General features: G+C 56.6%; 9 protein-coding genes. 2 read left to right on the top strand and 7 right to left on the bottom strand.

The window, feature by feature from the left end:
* Positions 1 to 22: 22 nt before the first annotated feature.
* Positions 23 to 982, top strand: coding sequence for an ROK family protein (locus CHB83_RS20970; RefSeq protein ID WP_089334128.1), 960 nt, complete (start codon positions 23 to 25; stop codon positions 980 to 982).
* A 127-nt stretch (positions 983 to 1,109) separates the two neighbouring features.
* Positions 1,110 to 3,980, top strand: a complete 2,871-nt coding sequence (galA, locus tag CHB83_RS20965; protein WP_089334127.1) for a beta-galactosidase GalA — start codon at positions 1,110 to 1,112, stop codon at positions 3,978 to 3,980.
* A 136-nt stretch (positions 3,981 to 4,116) separates the two neighbouring features.
* On the opposite strand, the gene CHB83_RS20960 is transcribed toward galA, so the two are convergent.
* From CHB83_RS20960 to CHB83_RS20930, 7 genes are all read right to left on the bottom strand, one after another.
* On the bottom strand, positions 4,117 to 5,871 hold the full coding sequence (locus CHB83_RS20960) for a glycoside hydrolase family 9 protein (protein ID WP_089334126.1): 1,755 nt from the start codon (positions 5,869 to 5,871) through the stop codon (positions 4,117 to 4,119).
* A gap of 105 nt (positions 5,872 to 5,976) precedes the next feature.
* A complete protein-coding gene (locus tag CHB83_RS20955; protein WP_089334125.1) occupies positions 5,977 to 7,932 on the bottom strand; it encodes a glycoside hydrolase in 1,956 nt (651 codons plus the stop codon).
* Positions 7,933 to 8,088: 156 nt separating this feature from the next.
* Positions 8,089 to 9,318, bottom strand: a complete 1,230-nt coding sequence (locus CHB83_RS20950) for a glycoside hydrolase family 27 protein (RefSeq protein WP_089334124.1) — start codon at positions 9,316 to 9,318, stop codon at positions 8,089 to 8,091.
* Between the two features lie 156 nt (positions 9,319 to 9,474).
* Entirely contained in the window at positions 9,475 to 10,599 is a 1,125-nt protein-coding gene (locus CHB83_RS20945; RefSeq protein ID WP_179225592.1) for a glycan-binding surface protein, read from the bottom strand.
* A gap of 85 nt (positions 10,600 to 10,684) precedes the next feature.
* Entirely contained in the window at positions 10,685 to 12,379 is a 1,695-nt protein-coding gene (locus tag CHB83_RS20940; protein ID WP_089334122.1) for a RagB/SusD family nutrient uptake outer membrane protein, read from the bottom strand.
* A gap of 28 nt (positions 12,380 to 12,407) precedes the next feature.
* On the bottom strand, positions 12,408 to 15,608 hold the full coding sequence (locus CHB83_RS20935) for a SusC/RagA family TonB-linked outer membrane protein (RefSeq protein ID WP_089334121.1): 3,201 nt from the start codon (positions 15,606 to 15,608) through the stop codon (positions 12,408 to 12,410).
* Positions 15,609 to 16,844: 1,236 nt separating this feature from the next.
* Positions 16,845 to 18,044 (bottom strand): AGE family epimerase/isomerase, encoded by a 1,200-nt coding sequence (locus CHB83_RS20930; RefSeq protein WP_089334120.1) that lies wholly within the window; start codon positions 18,042 to 18,044, stop codon positions 16,845 to 16,847.
* Positions 18,045 to 18,071: the final 27 nt, after the last annotated feature.

The raw sequence follows: 18,071 nt of genomic DNA, 5'->3' as shown, positions 1-18,071 counted from the left end.
TCTACAATCAGCACTTATCAACATGACACACTTCAACCAACAGCACAACCTATGGGGAATTGACCTAGGCGGCACCAAAATAGAAGGCGTTATTCTAAAGTCGGCGCAAGAACCCGAGGTGTTACTTCGGTACCGCGTGCCGACTGGGGTGGCGCACGGCTACGCGCACATCTTAGGGCAGGTAGCCCAATTGGTGCAGCATTTAGAAGCCGCCGCCGGCTACCGCGCCGAGCAAATAGGCATTGGCACGCCAGGCACCACCATTCCAAAGTCGGGGCTGATGAAAAACTGCAACGCAACCGTGCTCAACGGCCAGCCCGTACGCGCCGACCTGGAACAGCTGCTCGGCATGCGCGTGGTTATGGCCAACGATGCCAACTGCTTTGCCTTGGCCGAAACCCGGCTGGGCGTTGTGCGGCAGCACTTTCCCGACGCTAAAGTGGTCTTTGGTATCATCCTTGGCACGGGTGTGGGCGGCGGCCTGGTCGTGAACGGGCAGATTCTAGAGGGCTACCACGGCATTGCCGGCGAGTGGGGCCACAACTACCTAAGCGCGGCGGAAGGCGACGCTTGCTTTTGTGGCAAAACGGGCTGCAATGAGAGTATTCTGGCGGGTCCGGCCCTGGAGCAGTACTACGCCCACCGCAGCGAGCAGCCGCGCAGCTTGCCCGAAATAGTAGAACGGGCCGCCCACGGCCACGACACCGTAGCTACTCAGACCCTGGAGCGCCTCACCAGCTTTTTCGGCCTCGCCCTGAGCAGCGTCGTCAACCTGCTGGACCCCGACGTGATTGTGATTGGCGGCGGGGTTGGCAACATCGACTGCCTATACGAGGCCGGCGTGGCCAGCGTGCAACAGCACATTTTTGACCATCAGTTTGAGGCGCCAGTCGTTAAGCCGCTGCTTGGCGACAGCGCGGGCGTGTTTGGCGCCGCCTACCTGGTAGCAGAACCAGTGCCGACGGCAGTAAGCGCGGCCTGAGCCGGGCTGGTAGAGTCCGCTGTAGAGACACAGAATGTTGTGTCTCTACAGCGGACTCTACCAGCCTTTTAGAACTAACCTAGCCTTATCTTTTAACCGCCTATAATAGTCAGCAGCCTCTACCGCTATGCTCTACCGAAAACTCCTTGTTGCGCTGCTGTGCTGGGCACCTTTCTCTTTCGCGCAAACCCCATCTGAACCAGGCAGAGAGCGGTATTCGATGGATACCAACTGGCATTTCGCGCTGGGCCACCCCTTCAATACCAACCAGGATTTCAGCAACGGCACCAGCTACTTTTCCTACCTCGCCAAGGCCGGCTACGGCGATGGAGCGGCCAGTCTCACCTTTGATGATCGGGCCTGGCGGCAGCTCAACCTGCCGCACGACTGGGCCGTGGAGCTGCCCTTCGACAGCACGGCCCAGCACAGCCACGGCTACAAAGCCATTGGGCGCAACTTCCCCACTACCAGCGTGGGGTGGTACCGCAAAGCGTTTCGCGTTCCGGCCGAGGACCTAGGGCGGCAACTCACCCTGGAGTTTGACGGCGTGTACCGCAATGCCCAGGTGTGGGTGAATGGCCACTACCTCGGCAACGAGCACAGCGGCTACAACAGCTTCCGGTACGATATTACGGACTACCTTAACTACGGCGGCCGCAATGTGGTGGCGGTGCGGGTAGATGCCACCATGCCCGAGGGATGGTACTACGAGGGTGCGGGCATTTACCGGCACGTGTGGCTCACCAAAACCAATCCCGTGCACGTGGCCCCCAACGGCACGTGGGTAACAACCCAGGTAGCCGGCACTGCCGCCGACGTGACGGCCCGCGCCACCCTCCTGAACCAAGGCAAGAACGCGCATACCTGCGTTGTGAGGCAAACCATTCTCGATGCCCAGGGCCACGTGGTGGCTAGCAAACAGCACGGCGCGGTGGCCCTGGCACCGCTTCAACAGCGCGAAATCACGCTGACGTTGCCGGTGGCCAACGCCCGGCGGTGGGATTTGGAGTCGCCCTACCTGTACACGCTGCGCACCACCGTGCTGGTGGGCAACCGGGAGGTAGACTGCTACGACACGCCGTTCGGGATTCGGACTATTCGCTTTGATGCCAAGCTAGGTTTTTTCCTGAACGACAAGCCGGTAAAGCTCAAGGGTACCAACAACCACCAGGACCACGCCGGGGTAGGCACGGCCCTGCCCGACGAGTTGCAGTACTTCCGCATCCGGGCGCTGAAAGCTATGGGCTCGAATGCCTACCGCTGCTCGCACCACCCGCCTACCCCGGAACTGCTAGCCGCCTGCGACCAGCTTGGCATGCTGGTGATTGACGAGAACCGCCTGATGGGCACCAACTACCAAATGCAGCAAGATCTGAAGGGCATGATTGTGCGCGACCGTAACCACCCGAGTATCATCAGCTGGTCGATTGGCAACGAGGAATGGGGCATCGAAAACAGCACGACGGGCGCGCGCATTGCCACCACCATGCAGGCCTACGCGCACAGCCTCGACTCGACACGACTCTGCACGGCTGGCATCAGCGGGGGCTTCCGGAGCGGCATTTCGGATGTGCTGGAAGTAATGGGCTACAACTACCTAGGCAACGGCGATATCGACGCCCACCACCGGCAGTTTCCCAACCAGCCCGGCATGGGCACGGAGGAAGGCTCCACGTTTGCCACCCGCGGCGTGTACGTGACCGACCCGCGGCTGCACTACCAGGCCGCCTACGACCAAAAGCCCCGGCCTTCGTTCTACAGCATTGAGGAAGGGTGGCGCTTCTACGCCGAGCGGCCCTACTTGGCCGGTCTGTTTATCTGGACGGGCTTCGACTACCGTGGGGAAGCCACGCCCTACCAGTGGCCCTCGGTTACGTCGTACTTCGGGATGATGGACTTGTGCGGCTTTCCCAAGGACAATGTGTACTACCTCCGCTCGTGGTGGAGCCAGCAGCCTACCCTGCACTTACTGCCGCACTGGAATTGGCCCGCCCGCCAGGGCCAGCCCATAAACGTGTGGGCCTACACCAACTGCGATGAAGTAGAACTGTTCCTGAACAAGAAAAGCCTTGGTAGGAAAGCCGTGCCGCTGAACTCCCACGTAGCCTGGCAAGTCAACTACGCACCGGGCACGCTGGAAGCCCGCGGCTACAAAAACGGCCGGAAGACGCTGACGGAGGTGGTCAGAACTACGGACCAGGCCGCCGCCATTCAGCTCACTCCGCACAAAACCGCGCTTCAAGCCGACGGCGAGGACCTAGCAGTGGTAACCGTGGCCGTAACCGACCGCCGCAACCTGACCGTACCAACCGCCAACGAGGACATCACCTTTTCCATCAACGGCCCCGGCAGAATTATCGGTGTTGGCAACGGCAACCCTACGTCGCGGGAAAAGGAGAAGTTCGTGGAAACCAGCCAGATGGTGGCTATCCAGGAAGTGGAGGAAGCACCCGTGGCTAGCTTGGCGGCGGGCGTAGCGGCGCAGGCGCAGCACCAAGCTGCTACCTGGCAGCCCGCCTTCGTGCAGCGCGACTACAAAAAGCTGGCGCCCGCCTACCGTCACCGGGGCACCTTTGAGTTACCCGCTGAGGTTGCCAACGCCCAGGTCACGTTGTTCTACAACAGCATTGGCCGGGAGCAGCACCTTTTTATCAATGGGCAGGAAATAGCCAAAGACCTGAAGCAGAGCCCCGAAGGCAACGTGTTTCGTCTGGCGCCAACTCTGCTCAAGCCGGGTCGGAATACCATCGAGATAGTGGCAACGCCCCTGACCAAAGAACATGACTGGGATGTGGTGAACACTAATTTCGGCACCATTCAGGTGTTTATCCCGGCGGCGCCCTGGCAGCGGAAGACGTTCAACGGCCTAGCCCAGGTGTTGGTTCAGACAACAAAAGAACCCGGCACCATCACCCTCACCGCCACGGCAAAGGGTCTGAAAATGGCCACGCTAAAGCTGAAAACCGAAAAAGCGCCTGCCCGTCCCGCCATCCTGTAGCTACCTAGTCAGCTTGACCGTCGTGCTGCAACGTCTCGACTTTCTGGAACAGGTTCAAGTTTGTATATGGAGTAGCAACACAATACGTTGTGTCGCTACCCTATATACCCTTCACAAATCTTCCCTGATGTCGGAGCTACTTTAGCTTGGTTTGGAATGCTTCCAGCGCCGCTGCCAGATATACTAGGGGTGCATTCCAGTTGATGGCAATTTCGTTGGAGGCGTAGGAGCACACGTTGTCGGAGTAGGCTAGGGCGGGCAGCGTCGAAGGGTAGGCGCAGCTGTCCTGGCGACCGGGGTTGGGGCCGCCTACCAGCAAACCGGGTACCGGCGCGGCTATGCCATCGGCCTCCGAGGGCCGGTGGTGCGGGTGCTGCGGCGATTTGGTGCCGCTACCCGTGAGGAAGGAATAGCCAGTGGCATTGCGGCCCAGCAGGTAGTCGAGGTTAGAAAGCGCCGCCTGCAAATATTGCGGCTTGCTGGTGAGGTGGTAGGCTTGAATAAGCAAAATTCCCTGGTTGGCTGCTGTGGCACTCCCGCCCCAGGTATAGTCGGCGGCCCGTTTGCCCATCACCGTTTGGTAGGCCTGGGCCGTGTAGTTCTGCTGTAGGGCATCGGCGGCGGCAATCAGGCGGGCTTCCAGCTTGGGCACCTCTTGGCGGGCAGTGGGCGTGAGGATAGCCTTGCTGCGCGCCAGCGAGTAGTAGGCCAGCGCCCGCACTTGATTCCAGGCGGGGGCAGGCACCTGCTCATCCGGAAACAGCGGCACGGCCGCGTAGTAGCGGTCGTCCTTGGTGGTGATGTACAGCTCGGTAGCCGCCCAGATAAACTCGTCCTGCATGGAGTTGTCGTCGTAGGCGCCCGTCACGATGGCCGGCTGAAACTGCTTGTTCATCTCGTTTTGCCGGTAGAGCACGGCCGGGTGAACCTGCGCCCAGTCCCACGCCTGCCGCGATGCCCGCAAGCAGGAGTCGGCTAGGCCGGGCAATTGCTTATCGAATCGGCGTAGCACCCGGCTGGCCTGGGCCAGCACGGCGGCAAAGTCGAGGGTGGCCGCCGTGCTTTTCTGCACCACATAGCGCGGCGTGGTGGCCTGGTTGGGCATCACCATGGCGTCAAACGAAGCGTTGGTTAGCTTGTGGTACACACCGCCATCGTGCGGGTCCTGCATAGTCAGCATCCAGCGCAGATTCCAAAGCACCTCGTCCAGCACGTCGGGCAGGGCGTTTTGGCTTTCAGGAATGTTAACTTTAAACTGAGCACAGTAGGCCGGAAAGTCCTCGTACAACGACAGCAGCGTGCCGACGGTGATACCGGAGTTGACAATGTACTTGTTGTAATCCCCCGCATCGTACCAGCCCCGCGGCGACGAGAGCACCGTGCCAGCAGGCCGCGCGGCGCTGGCCGCTGAGCCATGCACCAGCACCCGCGTATCGGGGTGGCCGGCCGGGCGGCTCCAGCGGCCCGCGTAGGCCGGTAGCAGCGCCATGGCGGTTCGCTGGTAGTAGTAGCCCTTCAGGGCAGCCTGAGCTACGCCCTCGTGCACTTTAGGCTGAATGCGAAACGTGTAGGAGTAGCCCACCTTTGGAATCCAGACCACGAACGTACCCGGCCGGGTAAGCGCCGAAAAGTCGGCTACCCGCGTTTGCTGATGCGCCAGCTCGGCCGTGCGCGCTTCCCCCAGCTTCCCCGTGAAAACGACGGTAGCCCGGTCGGGCGTGGTGATGTAGAACGGACCCGCTGCCGCCCCTACCACCACGGCTACCTTCGGCGCCGCCGGATAAAAGCCTACTTGGTTCAGCCGAATGCTGTCGGTGAGGTGCTGCGCAACCAGCGGCGGCGCTAGGAGCACGGCGCTCAGCAGCAGTAGGAATCTGGGTAACAAAGACATGCTTTTTGTTTTGATTGTAATGTGCTTGGTCGTGTGCCGGTCCGACACCTACGGCGTCGGACCGGCACACGGCCACTGTGTAAGCCTCATGGCTAATGATGGCGCCTACTCCTTCATAAAGGTAGTGTAGCTACTGGCATCCAGCGTGAACTGTACTGTGCCTTTGCGCACGCGTACGGGTTTGCCTTTCTGCATGGCGCGCGCTTTGTCGGTGGTATACACGCGCAGCTTTTTTACCGTGGCGGGCACGCCGGTGAGCGTCACGCGACGGGTAGCGCCATTATTCACGAGGTGCACCACGTACGTGCCTTTCTCGCTGTTGCCCAGCGCCGCAGCGGATACGTCGGGGCGGTCGGCAGTGATAGGTAGGGCCATTACATCTTGGGGGGTGGCCGCTAGCTGCTTCAGGTTCCAAAAGCGCTGGGTGGGCCGCAGCGGGGTATTGTCGCCGAAGATGCCGCCCCCGGCCATAGGCGAGTAGTCAGCCGTGAGCTGCCATTGCAGAATGGTAAGAGGCTGACAAACAGCTAGCAGCCGCGTATACAGACTAATTTCCTCCAGCGCGTAGGTCGGCTCCAGGAAAATACTAGGGTAGCCCCAGGCTTGCGCATCAATACTCCCCTCGCCCACAATCAGCGGGAGGCGGAGCTGCTCGGCGGCGGCCGACCACTTTTGCAGGGTTTCGGTTTCCCAACCCCGCCACGAGTGAAACGACACGGCCCCGATGTAGGGGTGCGTGCTGGCATCCTGCAAGGCAGAATTCATAAACTCGTAGCTATTCGAATCGGAGTTGTCGCCCAGCAACAGCTTGGTTTCCAGGCCTCGGCTGGCAAAGTAAGCTCCTAGCTCCTTGATAAGTTGGGCGTGTTCCTGGCTAGTCTGACGGATGTTGATACCTAGGTCCGACTCGTTGAAGGAAAATAGCGCCACGTCCACGCCATACTGGTCTTTGAGGTACTGAATGTAATCGGCAATGGACTTGTAGCTAGCCTGTAGGTTGGTGGGGTTTAGCGGGTTGCCCCACTTGCCATCTGGCCCAGGGCCACTGCCATTAACTGGGGTACCCACCACGGCCCACGCCGGCGCCGACCACGCCGAGAGAATGATGGGAATATCCCGCTTGCTGAGCTTCTGCGCCATCTCCATCGACTCGCGCACGTGCGGGTGCAGCTGACCTTGCCAGGCGGCAGCCGTGGGGTCTTGAGCCTGGTTGGGCTGCCACAACTGCCAAGGCATCTCTACCCGGCCCCAGGCTACGCGCATGTTTTGCAGCGCGTAGTTGATTACCTGTGGGTCGTTTTTGGGGTTTTGCAGGCGAAAATTGCCCCCAAAACCAGCAAAGACGTGGCCGGGCTGCGCCGGGTTCAACGTCAGCCGGATGGGGGCGCGGTCAATGCTGCCGGTGGTTTGGATAGTGAAGGTTTTCTGTGCGGTTTGCCCCTGCTGCACACTACCCGTCAACAAAGGCAGGAGAAACTGGTAGTGCGGCCCATCCTTGCCCGTTTCCTGCTTCAGCAGCACGGGCATCGGCTCGCCGAAGCTGATGGTAAGCTGCCGGGTAGGAGCCACCAGGCGGATGCTACTGGCGGGGGTGCTCGGGAGGGTAAGGCTGCCGAGCGTGCCCTTGGTCAGCACCGCGCCGCGGGCATCCCACACTTCTACCGTGGTGCTGTCCGGGTAGGTAGCGGCAGGAGGCAGCACGCTGAAGTACACGCCGCTGCTGTTGGGCATATTGCCGCGGGCCGTAAGCTGCACCTGCACACGAGCCTGGTTTGGCCCGGCATCCTGCACGGTTTCTACAAAATCCAGGCTATCCAGCCGGGTTGTAACTAGCTGCTGGTTACCCTCGCGCGTGTACTTGGGGCGCTGACGCTCCTTGCCGGTTTCCGTCACCCGGCCATCGGCTTTCACAACGCGCAGGCTCGTTCCAAACGCCAGGAGCTGCCCATCGGTACGAATGCCGGTGAGGTTGCCCCAGGGAGCTAGTTCTACCTGAGCTGCGGCTTTTTGCACGCTGGCGCCCAGCAGGAGCACGCTGGCGGTCAGCAATGGTTTCCACATGCGGTAACGATCAGAAAAATAAGAATTCACGATACTATCGGTTTATTTTGGTTGGATATCTCCCTAGCAAAAATTGCCGAGAGGAAAGCTAAAAGCACAAAAAGCAGCCACGCGCGAGGCTAATGGCTGCTTTTTCGTACTCAACTCACCTGCTGGTTATTTGGTCAGCAGTAGCATCACCACATCGTGGGCGGGCACGGTGGCGGCAAAGGCCTTTTTGGTGGTGCCGGCGTCCTTTTTCGTCCACAGGTTGCGCACTTTGTAGGTGGTTTTGGCGGCGTTCAACTCCTGTTTGGATAAGTCGTCGGTGACGGGCGTCGTTTTCCAGTCGAAGCCAACGGTCTGGGGCTTGCGGCTGCGGTTGAGGAACGTAACCGCCCACTTGCCGCCCTCTAGAGGCTTCAGCCAGGTTTCTACGCTGTCTTTGCTGGCATATTTAAAACCCTGTACTCCTAGCTTGTCCTGGTTCACGGCCAGCACCTCCCGGTTGATGAGGATATCGGCGGTTTCCTTGCTCATCTTACGCAAATCGTTGCCCGTGATGAGAGGCGCGGCCAGCATCGACCACATCGTAAAGTGCGCCCGGTCTTCGTTTGCGGGCATGCCGTTGCCTACCTCCAGCATGTCTGGGTCGTTCCAGTGGCCGGGTCCGGCGTACTGCCGCAGTCCTTCCTGCTTATCCAGAATGGCCATCACCCCAAACGACTTCCACGTGCCGTGGTCCTCAATGCAGTCAAAGCAGTTGTAGATGTCGCCGGTAGTGCGCCACAGATGCCCTACCGTCTGCCCCCAGATCCAGGGCGTATCGTTGCCCCACTCGCAGATGCTGAGTACGACCGGCCGTCCAGCTTTTTGCAGCGCCGCCGTCATGGTTTTGTAGGCGCCCTCAGCCTTCAGCCCCTCTGTGTTGCACCAGTCGTACTTCAGGTAGTCGATTCCCCAGCTGGCGTACTGCTGAGCATCCTGAAACTCGTAGCCCCGGCTGCCGGGCCTACCGCCGCAAGTCTGGGAACCGGCATCGGAGTAGATGCCCAGCTTCAGGCCCTTACTGTGCACATAATCGGCCAGGGCCTTCATGCCGGAGGGAAAACGGTCTTTGTTGGGATGGATGAACCCCTGCGCATCCCGCTCGCCGTGCCAGCAGTCGTCGATGTTGATGTAGGTGTAGCCTGCATCTTTCATGCCGGAGCTAACCAGCGCATCGGCCATTTCTTTGATGAGCTTCTCATCGACGTTGCAGGCAAATTTGTTCCAGCTGTTCCAGCCCATGGGCGGGGTCAGGGCGAGGCCGTCGTACTTGGTGTACTTCTGGGTGTAGTTGTTGCCTTGGCCGAATCCTGAGGAGGAAAAGGCTAGGCCAAGGAGAAAGAGTGCTATTTTTTTCATGGAAAGGTTGGGAGGTACTTGTGCTGCCTAAGGATATGGCAACGACAAAAGCCCAGGGCAGCAATCTTGGGGTAAGCAGTGTGTGAGTCTGTACAAAACCTATCGGTACGACCTCAATCAGCCGCGGGACAAGAAGTGAGTTTGTGGTGTTTGCACTTAGTCTTTCGGTACTATCCGAAAGTTGTCGAACGCTATATCCGCATTCAGCGCACCGTCGCCATGAAATAAGAACTTAACCTCATACTGAGCTTTGGAAGGTGCCAACGGCGTGTTGATAACGTCGGTTAGCTTGATAGCCATGGTGCTCCATTTGCCGCGGGTATCGAAGGGCACGGAGGGCTTCCACTGGTAGGTGTTCACTTTGTCGGCATTGCCATCGATAAGGAACTTGATGACGTTGGCATTGAACGGCTTCAGCGTATTCACCTCAAACTTGAGCATGTAGTTGCTAGGATTGGCTACTATGTCCTTGGAAATAGTAAGGTGACTAGCCGAAAACTCGGTCCATTCCCAGGAATTAATCGATTTGTTGACGCGCAGGTAGCTGCCGTTGATAGGCGCAGGCGTAGGGCCCACTGTGATGTAGTCGTTGCCGCCCCACACGCTGCCGCCGGTATCATACCCAAACAGAATGTTGCGGTCGTCCTTGTACTGACCGGGCACGGCGCGGGTGATGCCGTTGGCGTCTACCACTTTCACGGTGGCGCCCTTCGTGGCAGCGGCCGGTACGGTGAAGTAAACGGAATCGGCAGTGGCTTTGGTGATGGTAACGGGAGCCCCCGCCCACATCAGCTTGCCCTGGGTGGGCGTTACGCCGTAGAGGTCGAAGTTTTTCCCGACAATGGCCATGCGCTGTCCGGCGGGAGTATACTCGTTGCTCATGCCCGTTATTACCAGCGCCGGAATAGACACCATGTACTGGGTTTCGGCGGAGCCTGCGGCCGTTGTGACGCTAACCTTGTTGGTCACGTCTTTGGGTATTGCCCGCGGCACGCGCAGCGTAATTTCCGTGGAGGTAATGTAGGCGTCTTTCAAGTCGGCTTCCACGTCATTAAACATCACTTTCTGCACGTTGCAGAAGTTACTACCCTGGATGATAACCCATTCGGCGAGCTTACCGGTGGTCAGGTTCGAGGTACGGTCGGTGGGGGCGCTTACCTGGCTAACGGTAGGCATGCCACCACACACGTTGTCGTCCTCTTTTTCGCAGGAAGAAAACAAGAGAGAAGCAGCCAGCAGCGCGAAAGCGCTTGCTTTACTGAGAGAAGTATACGAGTTCATGGGAATTGTATGAAGGGAGTGGGATGGGAAGTGCAGGCACCTTCTGTGGGGCCAACTAGTCCCACAGAAGGTGCCTGCTGAGTTGCTACCAGCCAGGGTTGTTACCGCCAATGAGCTTGTTGGCATTCACTTCCGAAATCGGAATCGGGTACAGCAGGTGCTTCTGCTGGCGGCGCTTTATCACGTTGTTCTCATCAATATCGATGGCGTTCATCACCGGCAGATAGATGCCCCAGCGGATCAGATCCCAGCGCCGGTCGCCCTCCAGGGCCAGCTCCCGGCGGCGCTCTTCCAGCACAAACGAGCGAAATTCCCGCTGATTGAGGCTGCCTACCTCCGTGGCACCGTTGCGGCGCCGAATCTGATTTACAGCGTTTTTGGCGGCGGCGGTTGGGCCACCGCTCACTTCGTTATCAGCTTCGGCAAAAATCAAGAGCACATCTGGGTAGCGCAGCAGTGGGAAATGAAAGTCGCCCAGGGTCACGTTGTTTTTCGCTACCGCTTCAAACTTGCGCAGGCGGGCAATCCGGCCATCATCCAGGCCCGATACGTCGGTGGGCTGGTAGCCGTACTTGGCGCGCTTGGCCACGGCAGCCGGGCTGTTGTCTACCCCTTCCACCACGGAGCTGTCGCTCAGTGGGTAGTAGTGAAACTGGGTGTTGCTCCACATTTTCCAGCGGTGCAGCACGCCGTCGGTGATGCGCTGGTCGTTTCCCTCAAAGTTGTGGTACCACTGGTAAGAAGTACCAATCCAGCCGCCTTCCAGCTGGTCAGCCTTGCTGGGGTCGAGGCGACCACGACGGAACAGGGAGATTTCGTTGCCAAAATCAGGGTTTTCGGAAACGCTTTGCAGCGCCCAGATATGCTCCCCACGGTTACGGTTGGCTACGGTCCACACCTCGGCGTGCGAAGGAAACAGGTAATACTCGCCGCTGTTCATCACTTCCTGTGCTTTGTCGCGGGCCAGCTTAAAATACTCGGCTGAGTTCAGACTTTCCAGGCCCGCTACTACCATTTTGTTGTGGGTCATGGGGCGTGGAGCCAGCAGCACTTTTTTGCCGTTCACCAATTCAAAGGCCTTACCGCCCATCACTGTCACCTGCCCGCTGGATAGCGAGCCCGAAGCCATAGTGAGATATACTTTTGCCAGCAGACTGCTGGCGGCACCCTTGCTGGGGCGGCCCGGCTCGTAGCCCGCGCTCGTGGTCGATTTCAGGTTGGCTTCGGCCAGCTTCAGGTTGTCGATGATCAGGGCGTATACATCCTTCACCGGAGTGCGCGGCTGTTGCGGATCGGCACCCTCCGTGACGGCCTTCTCGAACACTGGCACGGCGCCGTAGGCCCGCACGAGTAGGAAGTACGCCCAACCCCGCAGGAAATACAGTTGCCCGAGCGCGTTCTGTTTCACCGTCTCATCGGCCGTCGTCATGGACGTAATCTGCGAAATCCCAAAGTTGCAACGGTGAATCAGGGTATAGGGGCCATTCCAGCCGTAGTCGATGCCCCAGTAGGATTGATAGTTGCCAGCGCCCACGTCGCCAAAGGCCCAGCTAGGCCCCGTGGCGTCGTCCGAGTCGTAGTCCCATAGGTTCGGAAACGGCCCGTAGCGGAACATAGAGCCCGACGCCAGCGTGTTGAGTGCGCCGTTGGCAATAAAGTTGGCGTCAGTTACCTGATCGGGCGTAACGAAATCCAGCGGCTTTTCTTCCAAAAAATCAGTGCAAGCAGTGCTAGCAAGTGAAGCAGCAAACAGGAGGGCAAGTACTTGTATCTTTTTCATCTGATGAGAGACTACCTAGGTCTTGAGATTAGAAGCCAGCGCTTACCCCCAGGGTGAAGGTGCGGCTGTTGGGGTAGGAATTCATGTCAACACCACGGCGGGAAGCATCACTGCCGAAGGCGTTAACGTCCGGATCGTACCACTTGTATTTGGTGAAGGTCAGCACGTTGCTAACGCTGGCGTACACGTTAATGGCATCAATGAAGGGGGCTAGGTTCTTGAAGACGTAACCCACGTTGATATTCTTCAGGCGCACATAGGAGCCATCCTGCACCAGACGGTCTGAGAGGCGTGGCTGGCGCGTATCAGCGGCCAGGGCCTTCGGCCAGGTAGCGTTGGCGGCATTTTCGGGCGTCCACCGTCCGTCGTACACAAACTGGGGGATGTTGGCCACCTTGCCCATCCGAATCTGGTACAGGTTGGTATTTACAATGTCGTTGCCCTGTACGCCCTGGAAGAACACGCTCAGGTTGAAGTTCCGGTACGAGAAGCTGTTAGTGACACCGAAGTTGTATTTCGCGTTCGTATTGCCAATGATCCGGCGGTCATTGGCCGTAATGGCGGGGTCTTCATCGAAGTTTTTGTACTTGATTTCCCCAATCATCATGCGCTGTACTTCCTCCGACTGGCCCGCGTAGTAGGGGTCGGCCACTACCTCCGCTAAGTTGTCGTAAAAACCGTCTTCCACGAAGCCGTACACCGTACCAATGGGCTGTCCGTTGCGCTGCAGGAAGAAGTTGTCGAAGTTGTTGTAGAGGCTACCGGCAAACTGGTCGCCGGGCAGATCCAGCATCTGGTTGCGGTTGAAAGAGATGTTGGCGTTGAGATTCCAGTTGAAACGCGGCGTCGTTACGAGTGCGCCAATGCCGGAGATTTCCAGGCCCTTGTTCTCCACGGTGCCGAAGTTGGTGAGTTGGGTAGTAAAGCCTGTGCTGTTCGGAATCTGGATGGGCTGCAACAGGTCGTGGGTCTTTTTCTTGTACACATCCACTGTCACCGTGAAGCGGTTCTGCATAAAGCCCATATCCACGCCGGCATTTACTTGGTCCGTAGTTTCCCACCGCAGGTTCACATCGGCCGGACCGCGCCAGGTTACGTCGGCATAGCCGGGCTGCAATGTGCCGTTGATGGGGTAGGCCGAAAATGCGAAATAGGGTAGGGAGCGGTAGGACCCAATGCCCTGGTTGCCCGTCTGGCCGTAGCCCACCCGAAATTTCAGGGTGCTAAACAGGTTCATGTCCTGCACAAAGGTTTCGTCGCCCGCATTCCAGGCCAGCGCAAACGAAGAGAAGTTTGCGTACTTATTGCGGGTGGTGAAGCGGCTGGAACCATCGCGGCGGAACGAAGCTGTAGCCAGGTACTTGCCTTTGTAGCTGTAGTTGACGCGGCCCAGCATAGAGAACAACCCGTTTTCCGACTTGCCACTGCCCAAGGTCTTCTGGTTGAGACCAGCACTGATATTGTTGTTTTGCAGCAAGTCGTCGGGGAAGCCGCGCACCGACATGTTGCGGTAATAGGAGTAGCCCGTTTCCCGCGTTACGGCTGCTACGGCATTGACGCTGTGGTCCTGGTGAAAGGTGCGGTTGAAATTCAGGATAGATTCCAGCGTAATGCCACGCCACGTATCATCCGCAGAGTAGGCGTAGCCATTAGTGGTGCGCGCCTCCTGCAAGCGGCGGCTGTAGTACACTTCCCGGTTGTTCACATTGTAGTTCACCCCCAGGTTCTGCCGGAAAGAGAGATAGTCGGTAAACGTCAGCTGCGCGTATGTCGAGGAGTAGATACCTGTAGAGTGGGTCTGGTCCTTGGCTGTGCGGGTGTAGTTGTAGGGGTTAGCAGCGGCGTACCAGGAGGTATTGTCTTCCCGTGCTTTCGACTGGGGGGAGGATACCGGATAGGTAGGCGGGAACACCAGCGCCGAGCTGATGATGCTGGCCTCGTTGCCGTTGGAGTTGGTTTTGCCCAGGTTGTAGGTTGTGAAGCTGATATTGTTGTTGGTACCTAACTCAATCCACTTGTGCACTTTCCGCACAATGTTAGCCTGCAAGCCGTAGCGCTTAAAGCCTGAGTTGACGATAATACCCTGCTGATCCAGCATGTTGCCCGACACCGAGTAGGTGCCTTTGTCGCTGCCGCCCGACATGCGCAGGGTATAGTCCTTGGTGAGAGCCCGGCGGAAGATTTGATCCTGCCAGTTGGTACCTGTGAAGCCGTCTGGGTAGGAGTCGCCGGCCGTGCCGTTCAGGAAGTCTTCTGGGGCTGGCAGGTAGGTCGAGTCGCCAATAGTTGGGTCGAATCCCTGGATGCCGGGGAAAGGCAGCGTGTTCGGTGCGTAGCCGTTGTAGATTTCAGCGTTGCGCTGCGCCTCATTCTGAAACTGGGCGTACTGATAGGCGTTGAGCATGTTGACGCGCTTGGAAATTTCCGAAACGCTTGTGTTAGCCACTAGCTCGATGCGGTCTTTGTCGGTCTTGCCCTTCTTAGTAGTAATCAGCACTACGCCGTTGGCCCCGCGTGAGCCGTAGATGGCGGTAGCCGATGCATCCTTCAGGATTTCCATCGACTCAATATCCTGGGGGTTGATGTAGGACAAGGCGTTGGTCGACTGCCCTGCCCCGCCCGATGGGTTGGCCCCGCCAACGGAAGAACCGGTAGGTGTGGGCGAGGTAAACGGAATACCATCAATCACATACAGCGGCTCACTACCCGTAAAGGAATTTGCACCACGAATGGTCAGGCTGATACCCGCGCCGGGGGCTCCGTCGCTGCGGTTCACCTGCACGCCCGCCACTTGTCCTTGCAGCCCTTGGTTGATGCTGGTAGGAATGGTCTTCAGGATGTCCTCGGTTTTCACGGATGATACGGCCCCGGTCACGTCGCTCTTTTTTACTGAGCCGTAGCCAATAACAACAACCTCTTCTAGGGCCTTCTGGTCGGTTTTTAGCCGCACATTAACTGTAGATGAGGCGTTTGCCGTTATTTCTTTGGTTTCATATCCTATAAAGGAGAAAACCAGCGTGTTGCTACCCGCAGGAAGAGTTAGCGAGTAGGCTCCCTGAGCATCTGTTATAGTGCCCGTGCTGGTGCCTTTTACAGCTATACTAACGCCTGGCAAACCACTGTTATCTGTCACACCTGTAACAGTTCCTTTTATAACAGCTTGCGCCCAGGATTCTACTGAAATTAGCAGCAGTATGAGTAGACAGAGAAGAGGTAAAGGCTTCTTCATAGAGGGAAATGAGTAGTTGTGGGAATTTTTGGGGGTAGTGTGCAGAAAACAGAAGGCATGAAAGTCTCTGCCCCTAGTTTTTGAGAACAGGAGAACAACCTCGCATCAAGAGGCAAAATGATGCAAACAAGCTACTTACTGGCGCTTACTTCCTTGCGTCGACGGATAGAGAGTCACTTATCCTCTAAAGCCTTCGCATAACTGTCGATGACAGGGCTACGGAGCGTAGCTTCTATGACATATAAACAGAAACAGCTTAGCATTAACTATTGACTGTAAACGCGTTGCTAGCAAAAAATATCTCTAAGGGAGTTTGTGCTTAGGTGAACTTAAACACAGCTGTACAGGACTAGAAACCGTTTGCAATGAAAATTTACGATAAATCTAAATCGATTTAGTAATGAAAAAGCAACAAACAATCTACCCTTAATACACACCAGCTCTCCCGCTACTTGTAAAGTACAATGGTGCATCACCAAGGATTAACTTATAAATACTCTTATGCTAAAAAAATCATATTTCTTTTATGATACTTTTATGACATCTACTTTATCATTTTTAAACAAATGACAAAATTTTACACCTATTGTATTGCTTCAAAATCTTCCTATAGCACAACTCTATCTCAACAGAAAAAAAGTATATTTTTCTAGTACGAGGAATTACTCTTCCGTTTATATACGACTTTAATTAATGATTTGCAGGACAATTATGGCCTCTGCACATCAATGGCAGCCTATCTCCAGATAATAGAACCTTGCGTTATCTCTTCAGGAGACATAAAGTCAAATAGGTATATGGTCTGTCATACCCTTATCATATTCATATGCATGACAGACAAATAACCAAATTAAAATATGATACTATTTTAGCTTTTTGTAGGCATAAAACTCATTTGTTTTAGATATAATCTATCCTTTGTTATTCAGCCAACACCATTCCGTATCGCTCATCGTTTGATACGTTCAAGTTCTCTGGCTTACACCATCAGTTATCAACTTAAGCAGCGGTATGTGTGAGCAAAAAGGCAAGGTAACTTCTTGCCATTCATGTTAGCATTCAATTCAACACGAGCAGCCCCTATACATAATACCGTCAACTTTGACCTGTTTGCTAGCACACAGGTTGGTCATCTGAGCTACACGGTGGGGCGCACTACCTATATGGGACAAGAATAGCCCTGGCGGTAACGAAATAAACTTGTACGCCTGGTTTTAAAGGAACGGCAACACTTACCTACTTAGGTGTTGATGAAAGCATGTTTGCCAGCCGCTTCAGAATCTCCAGACAGGCGCGGCTGTTGTGGTAGGGGCATTTCCACAGGCCGGCTTTATCCTGTCCTGGCATCACGCTGTGGTCGGCGTTGATGCCCCATTGCCATTCACCGTGTTCGTGGTCGATGAGATGGCGTTGCGTAAATTCCCAGGTAGTCAGGAAGTAGTCGTAAAACTGCTCCTCTTTCGTCAACTCAAACGCATTAAGAAAACCAACCATGGCCTCGGCCTGCACCCACCAGTGCTTTTCGGCTACCATGTGTTGCTGGGCTGGATCGTATTCATAGTTTAACCCACCGTCGGCAGCGACACCTTCGGCGGCAGCGCGGGCCAGTGCTACTGCAAATTGCTGAAAACGAATAATTAAGGTCTCCTCCCCTATCAGCTTGGCCGCGTCCAACAGCAGCCAGGCTGCTTCAATTTCGTGCCCGTAGGAAATAACATCGGGCCGTGCCACCCACTGCTCATTAAAAAACAAGTGCATGTGGTAGGTCGTGGGGTCGACAATGTGGTCGGCGAAGAGGGCCAACAATTCGACAATTCGCTGCTTTAGTAGCGCCTCTGGCCATGCCCGGTATAGGTTGGCATACGCTTCCAGCACGTGTAGGTGCGTATTTGTAGTTTTCTTCTCGTTGGCGTCTTTAGCGCTCAGGCGCAGATCATTCAGGGGGGTCCAGTCACGGGCCAACGCTTCTAGGTATCCTCCATGTTCTGCATCGTAGCTGTGTTGTTCAATGGTACGAAACAGCTCCTGCGCCAACGCCAGGGCTTGTACATTGCCACTGGCTAGGTAGTATTCCGACACTCCATAGAGCGCAAATGCCAGCGCATAGATTTGCTTTTTAGTGTCTAGCGGCTGCCCCCGATAATCGACTGTCCAATACACACCGCTATGCTCAGAATCAATAAAATACTGCGTTATGTAGTCGAAAGCGCGGGTGGCCAGCGGCAGGTAGTCGGCATGATGGGTAGCGTTGTAAGCAGCCGAGAACGTCCATAGAATGCGGGCATGCAGCACCGAGCCTTTCGGGGCGTAGGGTACCACGCGATTGTCGCTATCTATTTTGCCTTGAAAACCGCCGTATTCTTCATCCAGCGTGTGCGTACTCCAGTAGGAAAGAATAGCAGACAGCTCACGTTGAAACGAGTTGGTGAGGTGCATGGCAGAAGACAGAATAAATGAGAAACC

It is taken from the genome of Hymenobacter mucosus (genome assembly GCF_900188255.1).
Lineage (GTDB): Bacteria > Bacteroidota > Bacteroidia > Cytophagales > Hymenobacteraceae > Hymenobacter > Hymenobacter mucosus.
The sequence above is the reverse complement of the archived record's forward strand: the minus strand, read 5'-3'. Positions and strand labels throughout refer to the sequence as shown.

Bases quoted from the DNA above. Each gene is read 5' to 3' on its own strand.
- CHB83_RS20945 (WP_179225592.1), bottom strand. From the start codon at position 10,599: ATGAACTCGTATACTTCTCTCAGTAAAGCAAGCGCTTTCGCGCTGCTG.
- CHB83_RS20960 (WP_089334126.1), bottom strand. From the start codon at position 5,871: ATGTCTTTGTTACCCAGATTCCTACTGCTGCTGAGCGCCGTGCTCCTA.
- CHB83_RS20955 (WP_089334125.1), bottom strand. From the start codon at position 7,932: ATGTGGAAACCATTGCTGACCGCCAGCGTGCTCCTGCTGGGCGCCAGC.
- CHB83_RS20940 (WP_089334122.1), bottom strand. From the start codon at position 12,379: ATGAAAAAGATACAAGTACTTGCCCTCCTGTTTGCTGCTTCACTTGCT.
- CHB83_RS20935 (WP_089334121.1), bottom strand. From the start codon at position 15,608: ATGAAGAAGCCTTTACCTCTTCTCTGTCTACTCATACTGCTGCTAATT.
- CHB83_RS20950 (WP_089334124.1), bottom strand. From the start codon at position 9,318: ATGAAAAAAATAGCACTCTTTCTCCTTGGCCTAGCCTTTTCCTCCTCA.
- CHB83_RS20930 (WP_089334120.1), bottom strand. From the start codon at position 18,044: ATGCACCTCACCAACTCGTTTCAACGTGAGCTGTCTGCTATTCTTTCC.
- galA (WP_089334127.1), top strand. From the start codon at position 1,110: ATGCTCTACCGAAAACTCCTTGTTGCGCTGCTGTGCTGGGCACCTTTC.
- CHB83_RS20970 (WP_089334128.1), top strand. From the start codon at position 23: ATGACACACTTCAACCAACAGCACAACCTATGGGGAATTGACCTAGGC.